Here is an 18,040-nt window from a genome sequence, read left to right on the forward strand (position 1 = left end):
CTAGTGGCCGTGACCGTTCGTTGAACCGTTGGTTCCCGGTTCGCCGTCCTGGTACTCCTTCAGGGCAAGCAGCGACTGGTGGTGAGCGGCGTGCTCGGCATCCACCAGCGCCTGCTGCTCGTCGGCGGGGTCGGCGAACAGGAACGAGCCGATGCCGGGTGCGCCGGCCGATCCGAGCTTGTTCATACGCTGAGGCACCGCCGCGCCCTGATATTCCAGCGGAATCGCGTGACCGTGCTCGTCGACACCGGCCAGCGGCTGGTGTAGCTCGATGTACTCGCCGTGCGGCAGCCGCTTGAGGATGCCGGTCTCGATGCCATGCTCAAGCACCGCGCGGTCGCTGCGCTGCAGGCCGATGGCCCACCGGTAGGCGATGTAGTAGACGACGATCGGCAGGATCACCATGCCGATACGGCCGATCCACGTCGTCGCGTTCAGCGAGATGTGGAACTTGAACGCAATGATGTCGTTCATCGCGGCCAGTGTGGTGATCATGTAGAACGAGATCGCCGCCGCGCCAACAGCGGTGCGGACCGGAGCGTCACGCGGACGTTGCAGCAGGTTGTGATGTGCGTTGTCGCCGGTGAGCTTCTTTTCGATGAACGGGTACATGGTCAGCAGCCCGAACACCAGACCCATCATCACGGCGACACCGAACACCGCGGGCACGGTGTGCCCGAAGATGTACAGCTCCCAGGCCGGCCATAGCCGGGCGATGCCTTCTGTCCACATCATGTAGAAGTCGGGCTGGCTACCCGCGGAGATCTGAGATGGCCGGTAGGGGCCCAGTAGCCAGATCGGGTTGATCTGCAGCAGGCCGCTCATCAGCGCCAAGATGGCGGTGGTGAAGGCGAAGAACGCACCGCCCTTGAGCGCGAACACCGGAAGGATGCGCACGCCGACGACGTTCTTCTCGGTGGCGCCGGGGCCGGGGAACTGGGTGTGCTTCTGGTACCACACCAGTGCCAGGTGAACGGCGATGAGCGCCAGGATGATTCCCGGAATCAGCAGGATATGCAGCGCGTACATGCGCGGAATGAAGATGTTTCCGGGGAAATCGCCACCGAACAGCGCCCAGTGCATCCAGGTGCCGATGAGCGGGATGCCCAGCGTGATGGATGAGAACGCGGCACGCAGCCCGATACCGGAGAGCAGGTCGTCGGGCAGGGAGTAGCCGAAGTAACCCTCGAACATCGACAGGATCAGCAGCAGTGAGCCGATCACCCAGTTGGCCTCGCGGGGGCGACGGAATGCGCCGGTAAAGAAGATGCGTGCCAGGTGCACCATGATCGAGGCCGAGAACATCAGGGCGGCCCAGTGATGGATCTGACGGACGAACAGTCCTCCGCGAACCTCGAAACTGATATTCAAGGCGGTTTCGTAGGCCTTGGACATCTGCACACCGCGCAGCGGCTGGTAGACGCCGTTGTAGGTGACCTCGGCCATCGACGGGTCGAAGAACAGGGTCAGGTAGACGCCCGAGAGCAGCAGGATGACGAAGCTGTACAGCGCAATTTCACCGAGCATGAACGACCAGTGCGTCGGGAAGACCTTGTTGATCTGCCGCTTCATCCCGGCCGCGAGGTGATACCGGGAGTCCATCGCCTCAGCTTGTTTGGCTGCGCGTGACGGCTTTTGGGCTGTGTCGCTCATGATTTGCGCTCCCAGAATGCGGGTCCGACGGGTTCGACATAGTCGCCTGCGGCGACGAGATATCCGTCCTTGTCGACGGTGATCGGCAGCTGCGCCAGCGCACGAGCGGCAGGCCCGAAGATGGGCTTGGCGAAATGCAGCGCATCGAACTGCGACTGGTGGCAGGGGCACAGGATGCGATAGGTCTGCTGCTCGAACAGCGATGTGGGACAACCCAGATGCGAGCAGATCTTGGTGAACGCGAACAGGTCGCCGTAGTTGAAGCTCTCCTGCCCCCTGCGCTTCACCACCTTGGATATATCGGATGGGCGCACCCGGATGATCATGACGGGGTTACGCACCCCCATCTGAATCTGTGACAGCTTCTCGTGTGACTCGACGGTGGTGCCGTCGCCGTCCGACTCACGCCATGGGAACACGGTCTCCATGCCACCGGCGTCGATATCCTCCGGGCGCACCTTCAGCAGCACATTGGCGCTGCTGCCGACCGCGCGACCCAGGTAGATGGTCTCGCCGTGGTAGCGGGGGGTCCAACCACTGGTGAGCAGCACGGGCTGCTTGCCGTTGGCGGTGGGGACCACACGGGCCCAGGGGTTCTTGATCATGCCGCCGATGAATGCGACGGCGGTACCGGCGCCCATGGCGCCGACGCCGAACCCGAGGGCCCGGACGATCATCTTGCGACGGGGCAGCGTCGAGGTATCCAGGGTGTCCTGCAGCTGCGCGACGATGGTCTTGCGATCCACCTCGGACGATCCGGGGCCGTCATGCCGGTCCTGGATCGAGATCTCCTGCGGGATGAACTTCTTGGTGTAGAGCACCGCGCCGATACCCAACGACAGCACGGACAGGCCCAGGGTCAGGCCGTACAGCGGGGTCGCCAGGTTGTAGGCCGCATTACCCGGATCGCCGAACGGCTTGTACTCCCATGGCCAGAACAGGAACACCCCGAGCAGGGCCAAGCCGAACACGCCACCGAGGGCGAACCACAGCGCGATGAGTCGCTCGGCGCGCTTCTCGGCCTTGGTGCCCGCGACCGGCCACCGCGGTTCGCGGTAGACGATCTCGACACCGTCGAGGTTGGTGCCGAGTTTGACCAGCTCGTCACGGCTCATGGCCGCGAGCTGCTCGTCGGTGGGAATTTCTACGTTGGGATCGCCACTCACGCGCGCGCTCCAATCCACAGTGCCGCGCCGATGGCCGCGACGATGCCGATGATCCACATGGCCATGCCCTCGGAAGTGGGGCCGAGGCCGCCAAGCCCGTAACCGCCGGGATCGGGTGTCTCCGCTGATGCGCGGACGTAGGCGATGATGTCCTTCTTCTCGTCAGGGGTGAGCTGGCGGTCGGAGAACTTGGGCATGTTCTGCGGGCCGGTCAGCATTGCGGTGTAGATCTGCTGCTCACTGGCCGGGTCGAGTTCGGGGGCGAACTTGCCCGACGAGAGCGCACCACCGCGGCCGGTGAAGTTGTGGCAGGACGCACAGTTGAGCCGGAACAGGTCGCCACCGCGGGCGATGTTGGTGCCGCGCAACGACTCCTGAGCTATCGCGCCGTCGCCGTCGCGGATCACCTGGGGGCCGCCGCCGTTGGCCTGGATGTAGGCGCCGAGGGCGTCGGTCTGCTCCTCGTCGAAGATCGGGTCCTTGCGCTGCGCCTGGGCTTCGTTGCGCATGGCCGGCATGCGGCCGGTGGACACCTGGAAGTAGACGGCGGCGTCGCCGACACCGATGAGGCTGGGTCCGCGGTCCGGCACACCCTGCAGGTTGGCGCCGTGGCATGTGATGCACGAGGTCTCGTACAGCTGCTTGCCGGTGCGTAGGAGCGCCGACTTGTCCTCGTCGGCCACCGCGACCTGCGGGGTGGGCGTGAAGGTAGAGGCCAGGCCGCCGGCAACCACCAGCGCAATCAGCAGTAGCAAACCTGCTGAGATGCGACGGCGGAATTTGCGGCGTGCGCGATTCTTGGCGGGTGTGGTCTCCACGCTCACCTGTTGTGCTCCCTTCACCGGGTCGGGCTGGATCAACGGACGAAGTAGATGGTGGCGAACAATGCGATCCACACGATGTCGACGAAGTGCCAGTAGTACGACACCACGATCGCGGAGGTCGCTTGGGCCGGAGTGAACTTACTCATCCGGGTGCGAACCAGCAGGTAGACGAAGGCGACGAGACCGCCGATAACGTGCAGACCGTGAAAACCTGTGGCCAGGTAGAACGTTGAGCCGTAGGCGCTGCCGGCGATGGTGGTGCCCTCACGGACCAGGTTCATGTACTCGTAGCCCTGGCCGAGGACGAAGAAGGTGCCCATAATCAGGGTGATGATGTACCAGCGGCGCAGCCCGAACACATCGCCCTTTTCCGCGGCGAACACACCCATCTGACAGGTGAAGGACGAGGCGACGAGGACGGCGGTGACCGGGATGGCCAGCCCCATGTTCAGCTCGGTGGGCTCCGGTGGCCACTGTCCGCCGGACTGGGCCCGGGCGGTGAAGTAGAACGCGAAGAGCCCAGCAAAGAACATCAACTCACTGGAAAGCCAGACGATGGTGCCAACACTCACCATGTTGGGGCGGTTCAGCGAATGAACCCGCTGGGTAATGGCGGTTCCCGCCGGCGATCCTGGGGCTGCTGCGGTCGTCACGCCGTAAGTATGACGCTTTGTAGTTGTCGAGAGCCACCCGGGTCCGACATTGATTTGTGACCGACGCTCGACAATGCGTGTGGCCTCCGGCGGGAGGGATTCCGGTGCCGTCGGCCCGGCGTGTCGCGGCAGGCCCCGGGCGATTTACTTCTTTGTGGTCGCCGTTGTCTCCATGGGAGCATTTGCGGCGTGCTGGAACATTCCTGGCCCCAGGTACTGGGGGAGCTGACGGCCCGTCGCGACCTGAAGGCGGGACAGGCGGCCTGGGCCATGGATCAGATCATGACGGGTACGGCCACTCCGGCTCAGATCGCGGCCTTCGGGGTGTCGATGCGGATGAAGCGCCCGACCTCGGAAGAAGTTGGGGAGCTCGCCGACACCATGCTGTCCCACGCGATCCGTTTCCCCTCGGATGAGCAGGGCGACCGGATCTCCACGGACGCCGTGGACATTGTCGGCACCGGCGGCGATGGCGCGAACACAGTGAACCTTTCCACCATGGCCTCCATCGTGGTGGCGGCGTGCGGCGTACGGGTGGTCAAGCACGGCAATCGGGCGGCGTCGTCGTTGGCCGGCGGCGCGGACACGCTGGAGGCGTTGGGGGTACGCATCGACCTGGGCGCCGATCAGGTGATGCGCAGTGTCGCCGAGGTGGGAATCGGGTTCTGCTTCGCGCCGCATTTCCACCCGTCGTATCGGTACGCCTCGGTGGTACGTCGCGAGATCGGAGTGCCCACCGTATTCAATTTGCTTGGGCCGCTGACGAATCCGGCCCGCCCGCGAGCCGGCCTGATCGGCTGTGCCTTCGCCGATCTCGCCGAGGTGACGGCGGGGGTCTTCGCCGGGCGCGGGTCCAGTGTGCTGGTGGTGCACGGTGACGACGGGCTCGACGAGCTGACCACCACCACGACCAGCACCATCTGGCGGGTGCAGGCGGGCACGGTGGACAAGCTGCGGTTCGATCCCGCGGCATTTGGTTTCGCGCGTGCCAGGCTGGAGGAACTGGTCGGCGGTGATCCCGATTTCAATGCCGCCGAGGTCCGGGCGGTGCTGGCCGGTGACAAGGGCGCGGTTCGTGACGCGGTGCTACTCAATGCCGCCGGCGCCATGGTCGCCCATGCAGGCCTGGCCAGCGATGCTCAATGGGTGCCCGCCTGGGAAAATGCGCTCGCGCGGGTGGCCACGGCCATCGATTCGGGAGCGGCAGCGGCGTTACTCGACAGCTGGATCGCCGTCAGCCGGCGGCTCGGGGCGCAGCAGGATGCGGGTCAGGCGTAGCGACCCTGACGAGTTCAGCCATTCCCCAGTCGTCCTGGTGGGCAGTGCTCGCCATCCGTGCGCTGCGTGCAGTCGCCGCCCACTCGCGTAGCGGTCCGGAACATCCGGTCGCCTCGGCGTAGCCATCGGTCGAGGACACGATGCGTACGCCGGGCTCGGCGAGCCAGCGGGTAATCAGCCCGATCTCCTCGGGTGCGGCCCCGCCGAACGGTTCGGGTGTCGGCAACACCACCTGAGCCGACACGGAGGCGGCCGCCACCACCGGCATCGGGGGGACGCTGCGGCGGGCGACCGCCGCCCCGGCCAGCTGCCCGTAGCGGACCACGGCGATCTGCCAGCCGCCTTCGCCGTCGGGGCGCGCAGCGATCAGCTCCTCGATGCGTGAGAGGGCATACAGGCGGTGCTGGCGGGCCAGTGCCTCGACGATTGCGGCCGTCGCATCCCGTTGTCGCGCGGCGGTCTCGTAGCGCCGCAGGTCTGCCAGCTCTGCCACCCGCTCACACATAGCGTGTAGCGGCTGGCCGTGGGTGCCGGCGAGGACTGCATATGCCTGGTCGAGGGCGTCCCGGTATCCCACCGCATCCACCCCCGCAGGTGCGGGACATGGGGAGGCGGTGTCATGGGGGTAGGACTGGCCGTCGCAGGCCGGGCCATGCCGCCCAGCGGCTCCGATACGCCTCGTGCAGGTGCGCACGCCGGTGAACCGGGCGAGTACCAGGGCGGCGGTCACCGCGTCGCCACGTGCGCGAAATGGGCCGAGCATGGGCCGAGCGTTTGTGGTGCGGACGACCGCGAAACGGGGGAAGGGCTCCTCGGTGAGCACCACCCACCACCAGCGATGCGGGAATCGAGATTTTCTGTTGTACGGCGGTGCGTGCGCACCCAGCAGCCGCAGTTCGCGAACCGCGGCCTCCAGGGGATGTGCACAGGTCACGTGGTCCACCGCGGTCGCGATGGTGACCATCTCGCGCATCCGGCCACGCGGGTCCGCGCCGGTGAAGTACTGCTGCACCCGTCTGTGCAGGTTGACTGCGGTGCCCACGTACAGCACTTCGCCTGCAGGCCCGCGGAACAGATAAACGCCTGGGGCGTAAGGCATTCCATCGGCCAGGGAGCGCTTGTCGCGCAAAGCGTTGGGCACCTGGGTGCGGTACCGTCGCAGCTCGCCCATGGTGTCGACGCCCTGGTTGCCCACCCGGCCGATCAGCGCGTGCAGCACGTCGACGGTGGCCCGGGCATCGTCGAGCGCCCGGTGGTTGGGGGTGGTTGACGCGCCGAGTAGCTGCGCCAGAGCACCCAGGCTGACTCGCGGGGCCTCGTCGCGGGACAGCACTCGGCGGGCCAGCCGGACCGTGCACAGCACGGTTGGTTGGGGCCAGTCGATCCCGCACTGCCGTGCGGCCGCCTTGAGGAACCCGATATCGAAGCCGACGTTATGGGCCACCAGGACTGTGCCGCGGGCGAATTCGAGAAAGCTGGGGAGCACCTGTTCGATTGGCGGAGCGTCCACCAGCATCGCCGAGGTGATGCCGGTGAGGCGGACGATCTGCGGTGGTAGTGCTCGTTTCGGATCGACCAGTGTGGCCAGCTCCCCGAGCACCTCACCGCCGCGCACCTTGACCGCGCCGATCTCGGTGATCGCGTCATTCTCGGCGCTGCCGCCGGTGGTCTCCAGGTCCACCACCACAAAGGTGGTGTCGCGCAGTGCTTGTGCCGACGACCCCGACGAGGAGTGCACCTCGTCGAAGGTCATTTGCGTCATGACGTGACCGTAAGTCCTGGGACCGACATATCGGGCTCACGCCACGGGGGTACAGATCAGCGCGAGCGCATCGTTCGTCGTATCGACGCCGTCGGCGCCGATCTTCTGCTCGAGCCGGGCCCGCAGCTCGCTGCGCGTGGGTGCATCGAGGGTGAGGTGGTTGGAGTAGGTGAAGACCATGTCGAGGTATGCGCGTGTGGAGAAATGTGGCCGCTCCAGAAAATGCAGGTGCTGCACGTGATATCCGGATTTCTCGATGATCGGGGAGACGGTGTCCTCCGTGTTCACGGAGGGGCGCCTCGTGGTGTCCATGAAATCGGCATAGACGGTGTCCAGGTCGTCCCGAGTCGGGGCGGTGGGCTGAATGCGGTTCCAGATGAGGGCGAGTCGGCCACCGGGGCGAAGTGCCGTCCCCACCTTTTGTAGCGCTGCAATCGGCTGTACCCAGTGAAAGGACTGGGCGAACAGCACCAGGTCGAAGGTCCTACCCGCTGGCTGCCAGTCCTCGAACGTCGCCACGTCGACGTCGATGCCTTCCCAGCCGCCACCCGCGCCATCCGGGCATCAGGCTCGATGGCGAGCACCTGCGCACCGGCCGAGATCAACTGCGCCGCGGCGATCCCGGTGCCTGCTCCGACGTCGAGGGCGCGCGTCTGCCCGCGAGAAACGAGCTCATCGATCAGCGGCTGGGGATAGCGGGGGCGGTGGCGGTCGTAGGCGTCGGCGGATTCTCCAAACGACTCGGCCCGGTGGCGGTCGGTATGTGCCGGTCGTGTCTGTTCGGTCATACCGCCAGCGTGCCAGGGAACGACTACCTGTCGGTGGTCGCGGTTACCGTCCGGTCAAACCAGAAGAACCCCGAAGAACCCCGAAGAACGATGTATGCGAAAGGAGGAGCCATGCTCATCGATTGTGACGATTGCGCGATGCGCGGCCCGGGATGCGATGACTGCGTGGTCAGTGTGCTGCTGGGTGTCCCGCAGACGCTCGGTGACGACGAGCGCGCCGCGCTGGAGGTGTTGGCCGAGGTGGGGCTTGCGCCACGGCTGCGGCTCGTGCCGATTCACCGTGATCGCGACACGCCTGTCACCCCGCTGACACGCGATGCCGGAGTCGCATAGGGCACACTCGGAAGAGGTACGTGATGGCCCGCCCCGGAGACGGGGAGGCGAACCGGCGCTTACGTGATATTGACGTCATTCCACACTGCGGTGGACAACGCCGATGCCATTTCGTAACCTATCTGAGACCTATCAGCGCCGGAGTTCGCGGCGATCCATTTGCAGTAAAGGGATGTAGTCAGTTGAGTGTCGGGCGTCTTCTTCGAGATCACACGGATCGATCGACGCCCTCACCACTCCGTCGGATGATGCTCGCGGCAACTGCTGCGGTACTGGTCGGAGGGGTATTTGCGGGTGGTCAGATCGCCACCGCGGACCCCAATGGCGACGCCGTCAAGAAGCTCAACGAGCTGTCCCGCCAGGCCGAGGCAACCTCCGAGGCGGCTAACTCCGCGAAGGTCGATCTCGACGCCAAGCTGGCCGCTCAGCGCGACGCGGAGAAGTCTGTCCTCGCCGACGAAGCCGTCGCGACGGCCGCACGCACGGCGGTGTCCAGCTACCAGGTCGATATCAACAAGGCAGCAGTGGCTGCCTACATGGGCGGTAACACGAGCGGCTACAGCGCCGTGTTGACGTCCAACTCGCCGCAGAACCTCATCGACCAGTTGTCGGTGCAGCGCACGGTGGGAACCGAGATGCGTGGCCGGATGGACAGTTACCGTGCGGCGCTCGCCTCAGCAGATGCGGCCGAGCAGCGGTCACGTGATGCCGCCGAGAATGCCCGGGTGGCCGCCGAGCAGGCCAAGAACGTACGCGCTTCGCTGCAGGCCAAACAGAGCCAGCTGCAGCTGCAGGTCGCGGTCGTCAAATCGCAGTACAACACCCTGAGCCCGGGCCAGCGTGCGCAGCTGGCAGCACCGGCGCCCGTGCCTCCGCCCGCTGAATCGGGTCAGGAGGCCGATGCACCGGAGCCGCTGATGCAGGCCGCGGCGGCCGCACCCGCACCGGAGGCCGCCATTGGCGGCGGTTCCGCGGCCGGTTCGAACGCCGTCGCGGCGGCACTGACCCGTATCGGCGCGCCCTACTCGTGGGGCGGTTCGGGCCCCAACGCCTTTGACTGCTCGGGCCTCGTCATGTGGGCTTGGGGTCAGCAAGGCGTGTCGCTGCCGCACTCCAGCCAGGCGCTGGCGCGTGGTGGGACACCCGTCGGGCTGAACGAACTGCAGCCGGGCGATGTCATCAACTTCTATGGAGACGCCTCGCATACCGGCCTATACGTCGGGAACGGCATGATGGTGCACGCCTCCACGTACGGCGTTCCGGTCGCGGTCGTGCCGATCACCTCATCCGGCCCGATCTACAACGCGCGCCGCTACTAAGCCGCGGCTATCGTTCTCGTGTGCCCGGGGTAGCACGCCGGATATCGCTCTTCATGGCGGTCCTGGTGATTCTGTGCGGGGGTTGTGGAGCACAGCCTGCCGCACCGATGAATGACGCGCGCACCTCGATTCGAGCACTGTTGACGCATTACTCGGAAGCGCTGCGCAGCGGTGATGCCACGGCGTTGCGTGCCCTGCTCGCCCCCGACAGGCCCAAGTTCATCGAGGCTCAGTTGCGGTTGCAGGAGAATCTCTCAGGGCTGAAGACAGATACGTTCGAATTCCGACTGGCAGCCGAAGTTCCCGCTGATCCCGTTGTCCAGCACCAACAATGGCGACTGGACGCGACGCTGGTCTATGCGGTCAGCGGGGTGGACAAGGTTGCCGTCCAACGCCCCACCACCGTCGGTGTGTCGCGCGATAAGGACGACTGGCGGTTGTTCGACGCCGGCGCGGCCGCCGTGCCCTGGCAGTTCGCTCCGGTGGTGGAGGCGCGTAAGAAGGTGGGGGACCGGGACGTGGTGGTGCTCGGGCATCCCGGCTCGGCGGTCATGCCACGACTGACCGACGAGGTAGACGGTGCATTGAGGTCGCTGTCGGAGTTCTGGGGGGCGGGCTGGCATTCGGGGGTGCTACTGGTTGCGGCCGGATCCGATGCGGAGTTCGCCGCTGTAGTCGGCGGGGAGCGCACCGACGGAATAGCCGCCGCGGCCGTCGCCGACCGTGTTGATAGTGGAGTTGCCGTGGGACAGCGCGTGATTTTCGCAGCCGGCTCGGCAGCGCTCCCGCCCGATCAGTTCCGCGTGGTGCTGCGTCATGAGCTCTTCCATGCGGCGGCGCGCACGCTCACCGGCGACCATGCTCCTCTCTGGCTGGTGGAGGGCGTGGCCGACTACAACGGGCGGCGGGGTAGCGGTACTCCCTTCCGGAATGCGGCGCCCATGTTGACGAGTGCCCTTGCCGCGGGGCGGATTCCGGATCATCTGCCCACCGATGCGGAGCTCGACACTCCTGACACGCATCGCACGCAGGCCTATGAGGAAGCCTGGTCGGTGGCGCAATACGTCGCCGAAACCTTCGGTGAGCCCCAGCTGGTGAAGCTGTATCGATATGGCGCCGCGTTTGTGCCGGACCCGCAGGGCGCCGCGATTCAGCGTGCATTGGGCGTTGACGAGGCGACGCTGGTGCGGCAGTGGCGGGGCTGGCTCGGCTCGCGTCCACTGCGCTAGGCCCAGTACGGTTGGACTGTGACCTCTCACATTGGCGGCCAGCGGCAACGGATTCTGTTGGTCACCAACGATTTTCCACCCAGGCCCGGTGGCATTCAGTCCTACCTGCAGGAGCTGGTGACCCGCCTGGCCGGATCGCACGAGGTCACCGTGTACGCGCCGCGGTGGAAGGGGTGTCAGCGGTACGATGCCGCCGCCGATTACGACGTGGTGCGGCACCCGACCTCGTTGATGCTTCCGGGACCCGGTGTCCGCCAGCGCATGGTGGACCTCATCAGGTCGCAGCGGTCTGATGTGGTGTGGTTCGGGGCGGCGGCTCCGCTTGCACTGTTGTCGTCGGCGGCGAAGGCAGCCGGCGCTGCTGTGACGGCCGCCAGTACACATGGGCACGAGGTGGGCTGGTCGATGCTCCCGGTGGCGCGGTCCGCTCTCCGGCAGATCGGGGAGAGCACCGATGTGATCACTTACGTCAGCCGCTACACCCGCGGACGTTTCGCCTCGGCCTTCGGTCCGCGCGCCGCGCTGGAACATCTGCCTGCCGGTGTCGACACCCGTAGGTTCCGCCCCGACCCGGCGGCACGCGAGGAGCTGCGACGCCGTTATGGGCTCAGCGACCGGCCGACCATTGTGTGCGTCTCCCGGCTCGTTCCGCGCAAGGGCCAAGACATGCTCATCGAGGCGCTACCGGCGATCCGGGAACGCGTGGACGGTGCGGCGCTGGTGATCGTGGGCGGCGGTCCGTATGCGGAACCGTTGCGCGCGTTGGCTAATCGGTTCGGCGTTGATGAGCATGTGGTGTTTACCGGCGGCGTGCCGTGGGAGGAACTACCCGCCCATCACGCGATGGGCGATGTTTTCGCGATGCCCTGCCGCACCCGCGGCGCGGGGCTCGATGTCGAGGGCTTGGGAATCGTATTCCTGGAGGCGTCGGCCTGCGGTGTTCCGGTGGTCGCCGGAAACTCAGGGGGCGCACCGGAAACCGTGTGTGATGGCGAGACGGGACTCGTCGTCGACGGCAGGTCGGTCCCCGCGATCACCGACGCGATTGTCCAGATCCTGTCCGACCCGGCGCGCGCCGCCATGATGGGGGCGGCGGGGCGCACCTGGGTGACCGATCACTGGCGATGGGATCACCACGCCGCGCGATTCGCCGAGCTGGTGAGCGCCTCCGTCTGACCCCGTCGAGCAGTATCGACTTGGCTTGCCGCCCTTCGGCTGATGCTGACTATCCGGCGGGTGCCCCCGCGTAGATGGCGTCGATATCGGCCGCGAACTTCTCGGCCACCACCTTGCGTTTCACCTTGAGCGTCGGTGTCATCTCGCCGGTGGCTTCCGTGAAGTCGACCGGCAGGATCCGGAACTTCTTGATCGCTTCGGCATGGGAGACAACCTGATTGGCGGCCTTTACCGCGGTTTCGACCTCCGCGATCAGATCCGGGTCTTCGGTGAGATCGGCGACGGTGGCTTCTCGTGGCTTGCCGTTCCGGGACTTCCAACCGTCGAAGGCGTCCGGATCGATCGTGATCAGTGCACCGATAAACGGCTGCTTGTCGCCGACGGCCATCGCCTGGCTGATCAACGGGTGGGCGCGCAGATGGTCCTCAAGCCCCGCGGGCGCGACGTTCTTGCCACCGGCGGTGACGATGATTTCCTTCTTCCGGCCCGTGATCGTGACGAAGCCGTCCTCGTCGATCGCGCCCAGGTCGCCGGTGTGGAACCACCCGTCCACGATCGAGTCGTTCGTGGCGGTGTCGTTCTTCCAGTACCCGCTGAACACCACGCCACCAGACACGAGCAGCTCGCCGTCCGCGGCGATCTTGACTGCGTTACCGGGTAACGGCCTTCCGACACTGCCGATCTTGAGGCCGCCGATAACGTTCACCGCGCACGCCGCCGTCGTCTCGGTGAGGCCATAGCCTTCGTAGATGGTCAGGCCAACGCCGCGGTAGAAGTGACCCAGCCGGGCGCCCAGCGGGGCGCCACCGGAGATCGATGCCACGCATTCACCGCCGAGTGCCGCGCGCAGCTTCCCGTAGACCAGCTTGTCGAAGGCAGCACGCTTGGCGCGCAACACGATGCCCGGGCCTCCGTTGTCCAGTGCCTGGCTGTACTCGACGGCGGTGTCGGCGGCGGCGTCGAAAATCTTTCCCTTGCCGTCGTTCTGGGCATTCTGACTGGCGGTGTTGTACACCTTCTCGAAGATGCGGGGAACCGAGACGATGAAGGTCGGCTTGAAGACCCCGAACGTCGGCACCAGGGTCTTGATATCGCTGGTGAACCCAACGGTGACCTTGGACTGCAAGCAGGCCATCGCGATACCGCGCGCCAGCACGTGAGCCAGCGGCAGGAAGATCAGCGTCCGGCTGCCCTTCTGCAAATAGTCGGGGAAAACGGAACGCGCGCCGCGGGTTTCGTACACCAGATTGGAGTGGGTGAGCTGGCAGCCCTTGGGGCGTCCAGTGGTACCCGAGGTGTAGATGAGTGTCGCGGGATCGGTGGCCTTGATGGCGTCGAGCCGGCCGGTGAGCTCGGCGGGGTCCACCCCGGCGCCCGCCTCGGCGAGCTCGTCGAGGGCCGCGGGCGCACCCGAGGTGTCGATGTGAAACACGGTGCGCAGGTCGGGCAGCTCGGGTGCGAGTTGTTCGGCGATCTTGGCGTGGGCATCGGTTTCCACGAATAGTGCCACTGCGGCGGAATCCTGCAATACCCACCGGACCTGATCGGCCGAGGAGGTCTCATAGATAGGCACGGTGATCGCGCCGATCGACAGGATCGCGTAGTCGATGATCGTCCACTCGAAACGTGTCGCCGAGATCAGTGCCACTCGGTCGCCGGGCGCCACACCCTTGGCGATCAGACCGTTGGCCACCGCACGGATCTGCGCGGCGGCCTCTGCGTAGGTGACGGGTGTCCAGGCGCCGTCGATGAGACGGGAGAACACCGCTTGGTTGGGATCTTCACGCTCGTAGTCGTAGACGGCGCGGACAACCGAGGCGTTGTCTTCGACGGTGAACGGGGCAGGGACGCTGAACTCTCGCACCTGCTCAGACTAGTCGCGGCCTACAGATCGTCGGAGCCGTTGCCTCATTTTTCGCCGCGGATGCGCCCGAGAATGCGTCTGTGCAGGCACATCACGGTCTCGGAGGGGGCCAGGCTTAAGCTTGTCCGCGATGAACAGCATTCAGGTCGCAGACCAGACCTTTATCGCGGCAGATCCCGTGGACATCGGCCGCGCCGTCTCCAACTCCGCGGACTGGCGCCGTTGGTGGCCAGACCTGCAGCTCAATGCCGTGGAGGAGCGTGGCGAGAAGGGTATCCGCTGGACGGTGGCAGGACCACTGACCGGGACCATGGAGGTGTGGCTTGAGCCCGTGCTGGATGGTGCGATCCTGCACTACTTCCTGCATGCCGAGCCCTCGGGTGCCAGTGCCGCGCACGTGGCCAAGTTGAATCTGGCCAAGCTCAATCATGCCCGCCGCATCGCCGGGAAGCGGTTTGCGTTCGGGATCAAGCAGCAGCTCGAGGCCGGGCGGCCCATCGGCGAAGCGCGCGTGCGTCAGGCCTGATCAGCCAGAGCCAGCACGACCACCGGGATGGGCCGGGAGGTCGCGCGCCGGTAGGCGCTGTAGTGGCCAGAGTTGTTGGTATCGGCTAACTTCCACAGGCGCTCGTAATCCGTGTCGCCGGGCAGCAGAGCCTTCGCACGGGCACGGCGTTTGTCCCTGCCCAGCTGCACCTGCACATCGGGGTGCGCCTTGAGATTGTGGTACCAGGCGGGATTGCGGCGGGCGCCGCCGTTCGAGGCGACGATGACGAGATTGTCGCCGTCTTTGGCATAGGTCAGCGAGTTGATCCGCTGTGCCCCGGTCTTGGCGCCGGTTGAGGTCAACAACAGGCTAGGCGCCATTCCCGGAACATGATGACCCAGATAGCCTTTCGACGCGATGTAGATGCTCTGGTGCACGCCGAGCACCTTCGCCACTAGACGGCTCATGGGCGTCTCTCCTTCGCGAGGCTGCAGTGAAATGCCAGGATGGGAGTATCCGACTGCCAGTGAGAAGGGTAGCGTCTGTCAGGTGGCTGAGAAGACTACCCAGACGATTGCCATCGATGCCGAACCCGGCAAGGTGATGGCGGTGATCGCCGATATCGGCGCCTACCCGGAATGGGTGTCGGAGTACAAGGAAACCGAGGTGCTCGACACCGACTCCGAGGGCAGGGTCAAGCGCGCACGTCTGGTGCTGGACGCCGGTGTCCTCAAAGACACCCAGGTCCTTGAGTATGTATGGTCCGCGGATGGCCGCAAGGTCACCTGGACCCTGGCGGAAAGTTCCCTGTTGCGTTCGCTGGAAGGGACATACCTTTTGGCGGCCAAGGGGTCTGGCACCGAGGTGACCTATGAGCTCGCGGTCGACCTTCAAATTCCGATGATCGGAATGCTGAAGCGCAAGGCCGAACGCAAGATCACCGATTCCGCGCTCAAGGATCTGAAGAAGCGAGTCGAATCTGACCGCTAGCGACGTCGGGGAGAAGCTCGTGTCCCGCCCCGCAGACGTCGCCCCCGAAGTCCAGGCGCCGTTGACAGCCACCATCGGCCTTTTCGTCGGCAAGGGGGGCGTGGGTAAATCGACGCTGGCCGGTGCCACCGCCGTGCGTTATGCGCGCGCCGGGCAGCGGGTGCTTGCGGTATCCACCGACCAGGCTCATTCCCTTGGTGATGTCTTCGGTGTCCGGGTCGATCCCTCTCCGGGCGCTGACTTTGTGCGGGTGTTCGAGGACCCGTACGGGGGTCAACTCGACGTGATGGCCCTGGACACCCTGGGCCTGCTGGAGCGTCGCTGGGGCGACATCGCCGAGACGATCGCCGCGCAGTACCCCGAATCGGATATCGGATCGCTTGCCCCCGAAGAGCTTTCCGCGTTGCCGGGAGTTCAGGAGATGCTCGGCCTGCACGAGGTCCAACAGCTCGCCGAGACGGGCGAATGGGATGTCGTCGTTGTCGACTGTGCCTCAACGGCCGATGCGTTGCGCATGCTGACCCTGCCGGGAACCTTCTCGATGTATCTGGAACGGGCTTGGCCGCGGCATCGTCGGCTCGGTGGTATCGGCACCCCTCGTGCCCTGATTCTCGCCGAACTACTGGAACGTGTTGCGGCGTCGGCAGATCGGCTCGCAGGCCTGCTCGCGGACCCTGATCGGGTAGGGGCGCACTTGGTGCTGACTCCCGAACGGGTGGTGGTGGCCGAGGCGATCCGCACCGTGGGGGCGTTGGCGCTGATGGGTGTGCGCATCGATCAGGTGATCGTCAATCAGGTTCTCATTCAAGATGATTCGTACGAGTATCACAACCTGCCGGCCCATCCGGCCTTCGACTGGTACATGCAGCGCATCGCCGATCAATCCGCCGTCCTCGACGAGCTGGGGCAGATGATCGGCGATGTGGAGATGCTGCTGGTGCCGCACCTGTCGCGCGAGCCCATCGGGTCGGAGGCCCTCAGCGAACTCGCCGACGCGGTGCGGCGCCGCGATGGCGCCAAGCCCCCGGCGCCGTTGGCGACCGTCGTTGAGCACGAATCCGGATCCGGGGCCGACACCCACTATCGGTTACGGCTAGAGTTGCCGCAGATCGACCCGGCCACGCTGAGCCTTGGCCGGGTGGGAGATGACCTGGTCATCGGCGCAAACGGGATGCGTCGGCGGGTCCGGCTGGCCTCCGTGCTGCGGCGCTGTGTGGTTGTCGATGCCCGGCTTGTCGGTGGCGAGCTGACCATACGGTTTAGAGCGGATCCGGAGGTGTGGCCTACGTGACGGGTACCCATCCGGAACTCGGCCCCGAACTGCGGGCGTTGGCCGCCTCAATCCTCGACAAGCTCGACCCGGCGCTGCGACTGGCCGCGCGTGCCCCGGCCGACGGCGGCATTCCCGGAAATTGCAACCAGTTGTTCTGCCCGGTCTGTGCGCTGGCAGCCCTTGTCGAGGGTGAGCACCATCCGCTGCTGGCGACCATCGCCGAACACAGCCTCGCCCTGGTGATGGTGGTGCGGGCGATGATCGAGTCGGCGGATGGATCGGGCGACCCTGAGGACCCCGACGGCCCGGAGGGTGGCTACCAGAGTCCCTTCCCGCCACCGCCGCCAAGCTCGCAATCGACTGGCTACCAACCGATTCCAGTCGATATCGACGAGTAGTCAGCGCCCGAGACCGAGGCGGACTGCCTGTTCAACGGGGGAGTAGTCGCCATCCGCGTCTCCGTCGCGATCCAGCACCAGCGGTTCGCGTAGAGGTAGGGCAGGCTGTGACAGGAACCGCGCCTCATGGCCGCGGTGCTTCTGCGCGGCATGGATCAGGAACGGATGGCATACGAACACATCTCCGGCAGATCCGGTCGCGAGCACCTCAGAACGATTCTGGGACACCGCGTCCCATTGCTCTCCGATACTGAAGACATCGGTGCCCTGGGCGCCGAATGACTCCAGCAGCATCGGAACGTCCCTATGCGAGCCGGACCGGATTCGCGTGGGCGCGTCCTCCTCGCCCACATCGGAGAAGAGGAACAGCATGAGCAGTGCGCGCTCCCGCGACCACAGGTTGACGTGGTACCGCCCGTCTGGCCCGGCGAAGCTGGCGTCGATATGCCAGCCATCGTCGGGAGGGCTGTCGGCATCTTCGTCGCCCTCGGGAAACCTGATCGGAAACATCCCGACCTCGCGCCTCGGTGCCCATCGTCCGAGCCCCACCAACGCGTCATAGGTCTCGACGAGGCGCGGAGCGTTCACGATCTTGTCGAACACCGGGGCGCCGGTGGTGTCGTATGCCCAGCAGACACGCTCGGTCCACGTCGATCTGTCGTGTGGATCGGGTCCGATCTGCGACCACATGATGTCGCGTGCTTCGCGCGCCCAGTCCCTGGGAAAGGCGCCGCGTACCGCAACGAATCCCTCGTCGACGAAGGTTTCGATCTCGCGGGTATCCATGCCCGGCACGGTAGTGCTCGGGACCTTAGACAGTCCACGGAGTTTCGCCGTCGCCGAGGGT

General features: G+C 65.8%; 17 protein-coding genes and 1 pseudogene. 9 read left to right on the forward strand and 9 right to left on the reverse strand.

Going from position 1 to position 18,040, the window contains the following annotated elements:
- From AB0H22_RS17630 to AB0H22_RS17645, 4 genes are read right to left on the reverse strand one after another with little or no spacing between them, the layout of a single operon-like run.
- Complete coding sequence (locus AB0H22_RS17630; RefSeq protein WP_358147713.1) at positions 1–1,653, reverse strand: cytochrome bc complex cytochrome b subunit; 1,653 nt, start codon at positions 1,651–1,653, stop codon at positions 1–3.
- Positions 1,650–2,819 (reverse strand): ubiquinol-cytochrome c reductase iron-sulfur subunit, encoded by a 1,170-nt coding sequence (locus AB0H22_RS17635; protein WP_358147715.1) that lies wholly within the window; start codon positions 2,817–2,819, stop codon positions 1,650–1,652. Before AB0H22_RS17635 ends, AB0H22_RS17630 begins: the two co-directional genes overlap by 4 nt.
- The gene (locus AB0H22_RS17640) at positions 2,816–3,643 is read right to left on the reverse strand and encodes a cytochrome c (RefSeq protein WP_358147717.1); all 828 of its coding nucleotides are present in this window, start codon (positions 3,641–3,643) and stop codon (positions 2,816–2,818) included. Before AB0H22_RS17640 ends, AB0H22_RS17635 begins: the two co-directional genes overlap by 4 nt.
- A gap of 32 nt (positions 3,644–3,675) precedes the next feature.
- Positions 3,676–4,296, reverse strand: coding sequence for a heme-copper oxidase subunit III (locus AB0H22_RS17645; RefSeq protein ID WP_180751436.1), 621 nt, complete (start codon positions 4,294–4,296; stop codon positions 3,676–3,678).
- Between the two features lie 189 nt (positions 4,297–4,485).
- Here AB0H22_RS17645 and trpD point away from each other — a divergent pair, with 189 nt between their 5' ends.
- A complete protein-coding gene (trpD, locus tag AB0H22_RS17650; RefSeq protein WP_180751435.1) occupies positions 4,486–5,574 on the forward strand; it encodes an anthranilate phosphoribosyltransferase in 1,089 nt (362 codons plus the stop codon).
- Here trpD and AB0H22_RS17655 read toward each other — a convergent pair.
- Together AB0H22_RS17655 and AB0H22_RS17660 are read right to left on the reverse strand one after the other, a co-directional pair.
- On the reverse strand, positions 5,531–7,336 hold the full coding sequence (locus AB0H22_RS17655) for a DEDD exonuclease domain-containing protein (protein WP_358147719.1): 1,806 nt from the start codon (positions 7,334–7,336) through the stop codon (positions 5,531–5,533). The two genes, trpD and AB0H22_RS17655, sit on opposite strands and share 44 nt — an antisense overlap.
- 36 nt (positions 7,337–7,372) lie before the next feature.
- Positions 7,373–8,124: pseudogene (locus tag AB0H22_RS17660) on the reverse strand (class I SAM-dependent methyltransferase).
- Positions 8,125–8,235: 111 nt separating this feature from the next.
- On the opposite strand from AB0H22_RS17660, the gene AB0H22_RS17665 reads away from it, so the two are divergent.
- From AB0H22_RS17665 to AB0H22_RS17680, 4 genes are all read left to right on the forward strand, one after another.
- Complete coding sequence (locus AB0H22_RS17665; protein ID WP_180751432.1) at positions 8,236–8,457, forward strand: hypothetical protein; 222 nt, start codon at positions 8,236–8,238, stop codon at positions 8,455–8,457.
- Between the two features lie 248 nt (positions 8,458–8,705).
- A complete protein-coding gene (gene ripC, locus AB0H22_RS17670; protein ID WP_180751600.1) occupies positions 8,706–9,776 on the forward strand; it encodes a peptidoglycan hydrolase RipC in 1,071 nt (356 codons plus the stop codon).
- A gap of 65 nt (positions 9,777–9,841) precedes the next feature.
- The gene (locus AB0H22_RS17675; protein WP_180751599.1) at positions 9,842–11,005 is read left to right on the forward strand and encodes a hypothetical protein; all 1,164 of its coding nucleotides are present in this window, start codon (positions 9,842–9,844) and stop codon (positions 11,003–11,005) included.
- Positions 11,006–11,023: 18 nt separating this feature from the next.
- Complete coding sequence (locus tag AB0H22_RS17680) at positions 11,024–12,181, forward strand: glycosyltransferase family 4 protein (protein WP_180751431.1); 1,158 nt, start codon at positions 11,024–11,026, stop codon at positions 12,179–12,181.
- Positions 12,182–12,230: 49 nt separating this feature from the next.
- Here the strand turns inward: AB0H22_RS17680 and AB0H22_RS17685 are convergent, their stop codons facing one another.
- A complete protein-coding gene (locus tag AB0H22_RS17685; RefSeq protein ID WP_180751430.1) occupies positions 12,231–14,045 on the reverse strand; it encodes a long-chain fatty acid--CoA ligase in 1,815 nt (604 codons plus the stop codon).
- Positions 14,046–14,175: 130 nt separating this feature from the next.
- On the opposite strand from AB0H22_RS17685, the gene AB0H22_RS17690 reads away from it, so the two are divergent.
- Positions 14,176–14,571 carry a polyketide cyclase / dehydrase and lipid transport gene (locus AB0H22_RS17690; RefSeq protein ID WP_180751429.1) on the forward strand — a complete coding sequence of 132 codons (396 nt, stop codon included), beginning with the start codon at positions 14,176–14,178 and terminating at the stop codon, positions 14,569–14,571.
- Here AB0H22_RS17690 and AB0H22_RS17695 read toward each other — a convergent pair.
- Positions 14,562–14,999, reverse strand: coding sequence for a nitroreductase family deazaflavin-dependent oxidoreductase (locus tag AB0H22_RS17695; RefSeq protein WP_180751428.1), 438 nt, complete (start codon positions 14,997–14,999; stop codon positions 14,562–14,564). The two genes, AB0H22_RS17690 and AB0H22_RS17695, sit on opposite strands and share 10 nt — an antisense overlap.
- 82 nt (positions 15,000–15,081) lie before the next feature.
- On the opposite strand from AB0H22_RS17695, the gene AB0H22_RS17700 reads away from it, so the two are divergent.
- Genes AB0H22_RS17700 through AB0H22_RS17710 form a run of 3 tightly spaced genes read left to right on the forward strand, consistent with a single transcriptional unit; the run spans position 15,082 to position 17,193 of the window.
- Positions 15,082–15,522: an SRPBCC family protein gene (locus AB0H22_RS17700; protein WP_180751427.1), complete on the forward strand. Its 441-nt coding sequence runs from the start codon at positions 15,082–15,084 to the stop codon at positions 15,520–15,522.
- 19 nt (positions 15,523–15,541) lie between these two features.
- The gene (locus AB0H22_RS17705; RefSeq protein ID WP_180751426.1) at positions 15,542–16,813 is read left to right on the forward strand and encodes an ArsA family ATPase; all 1,272 of its coding nucleotides are present in this window, start codon (positions 15,542–15,544) and stop codon (positions 16,811–16,813) included.
- The gene (locus AB0H22_RS17710) at positions 16,810–17,193 is read left to right on the forward strand and encodes a hypothetical protein (protein WP_180751425.1); all 384 of its coding nucleotides are present in this window, start codon (positions 16,810–16,812) and stop codon (positions 17,191–17,193) included. Before AB0H22_RS17705 ends, AB0H22_RS17710 begins: the two co-directional genes overlap by 4 nt.
- On the opposite strand, the gene AB0H22_RS17715 is transcribed toward AB0H22_RS17710, so the two are convergent.
- On the reverse strand, positions 17,194–17,979 hold the full coding sequence (locus tag AB0H22_RS17715; RefSeq protein WP_358147724.1) for a phytanoyl-CoA dioxygenase family protein: 786 nt from the start codon (positions 17,977–17,979) through the stop codon (positions 17,194–17,196). It lies immediately after the preceding gene.
- Positions 17,980–18,040 lie beyond the last annotated feature (61 nt).

It is taken from the genome of Mycobacterium sp. NPDC050853 (assembly GCF_040653875.1).
GTDB lineage: Bacteria > Actinomycetota > Actinomycetes > Mycobacteriales > Mycobacteriaceae > Mycobacterium.

What these genes read in the sequence shown, in the direction of transcription:
- ripC (WP_180751600.1), top strand. Translation starts at nt 8,706, where the DNA reads ATGCTCGCGGCAACTGCTGCGGTACTGGTCGGAGGGGTATTTGCGGGT.
- AB0H22_RS17655 (WP_358147719.1), bottom strand. Translation starts at nt 7,336, where the DNA reads ATGACGCAAATGACCTTCGACGAGGTGCACTCCTCGTCGGGGTCGTCG.
- AB0H22_RS17690 (WP_180751429.1), top strand. Translation starts at nt 14,176, where the DNA reads ATGAACAGCATTCAGGTCGCAGACCAGACCTTTATCGCGGCAGATCCC.
- AB0H22_RS17695 (WP_180751428.1), bottom strand. Translation starts at nt 14,999, where the DNA reads ATGAGCCGTCTAGTGGCGAAGGTGCTCGGCGTGCACCAGAGCATCTAC.
- AB0H22_RS17715 (WP_358147724.1), bottom strand. Translation starts at nt 17,979, where the DNA reads ATGGATACCCGCGAGATCGAAACCTTCGTCGACGAGGGATTCGTTGCG.
- AB0H22_RS17665 (WP_180751432.1), top strand. Translation starts at nt 8,236, where the DNA reads ATGCTCATCGATTGTGACGATTGCGCGATGCGCGGCCCGGGATGCGAT.
- AB0H22_RS17630 (WP_358147713.1), bottom strand. Translation starts at nt 1,653, where the DNA reads ATGAGCGACACAGCCCAAAAGCCGTCACGCGCAGCCAAACAAGCTGAG.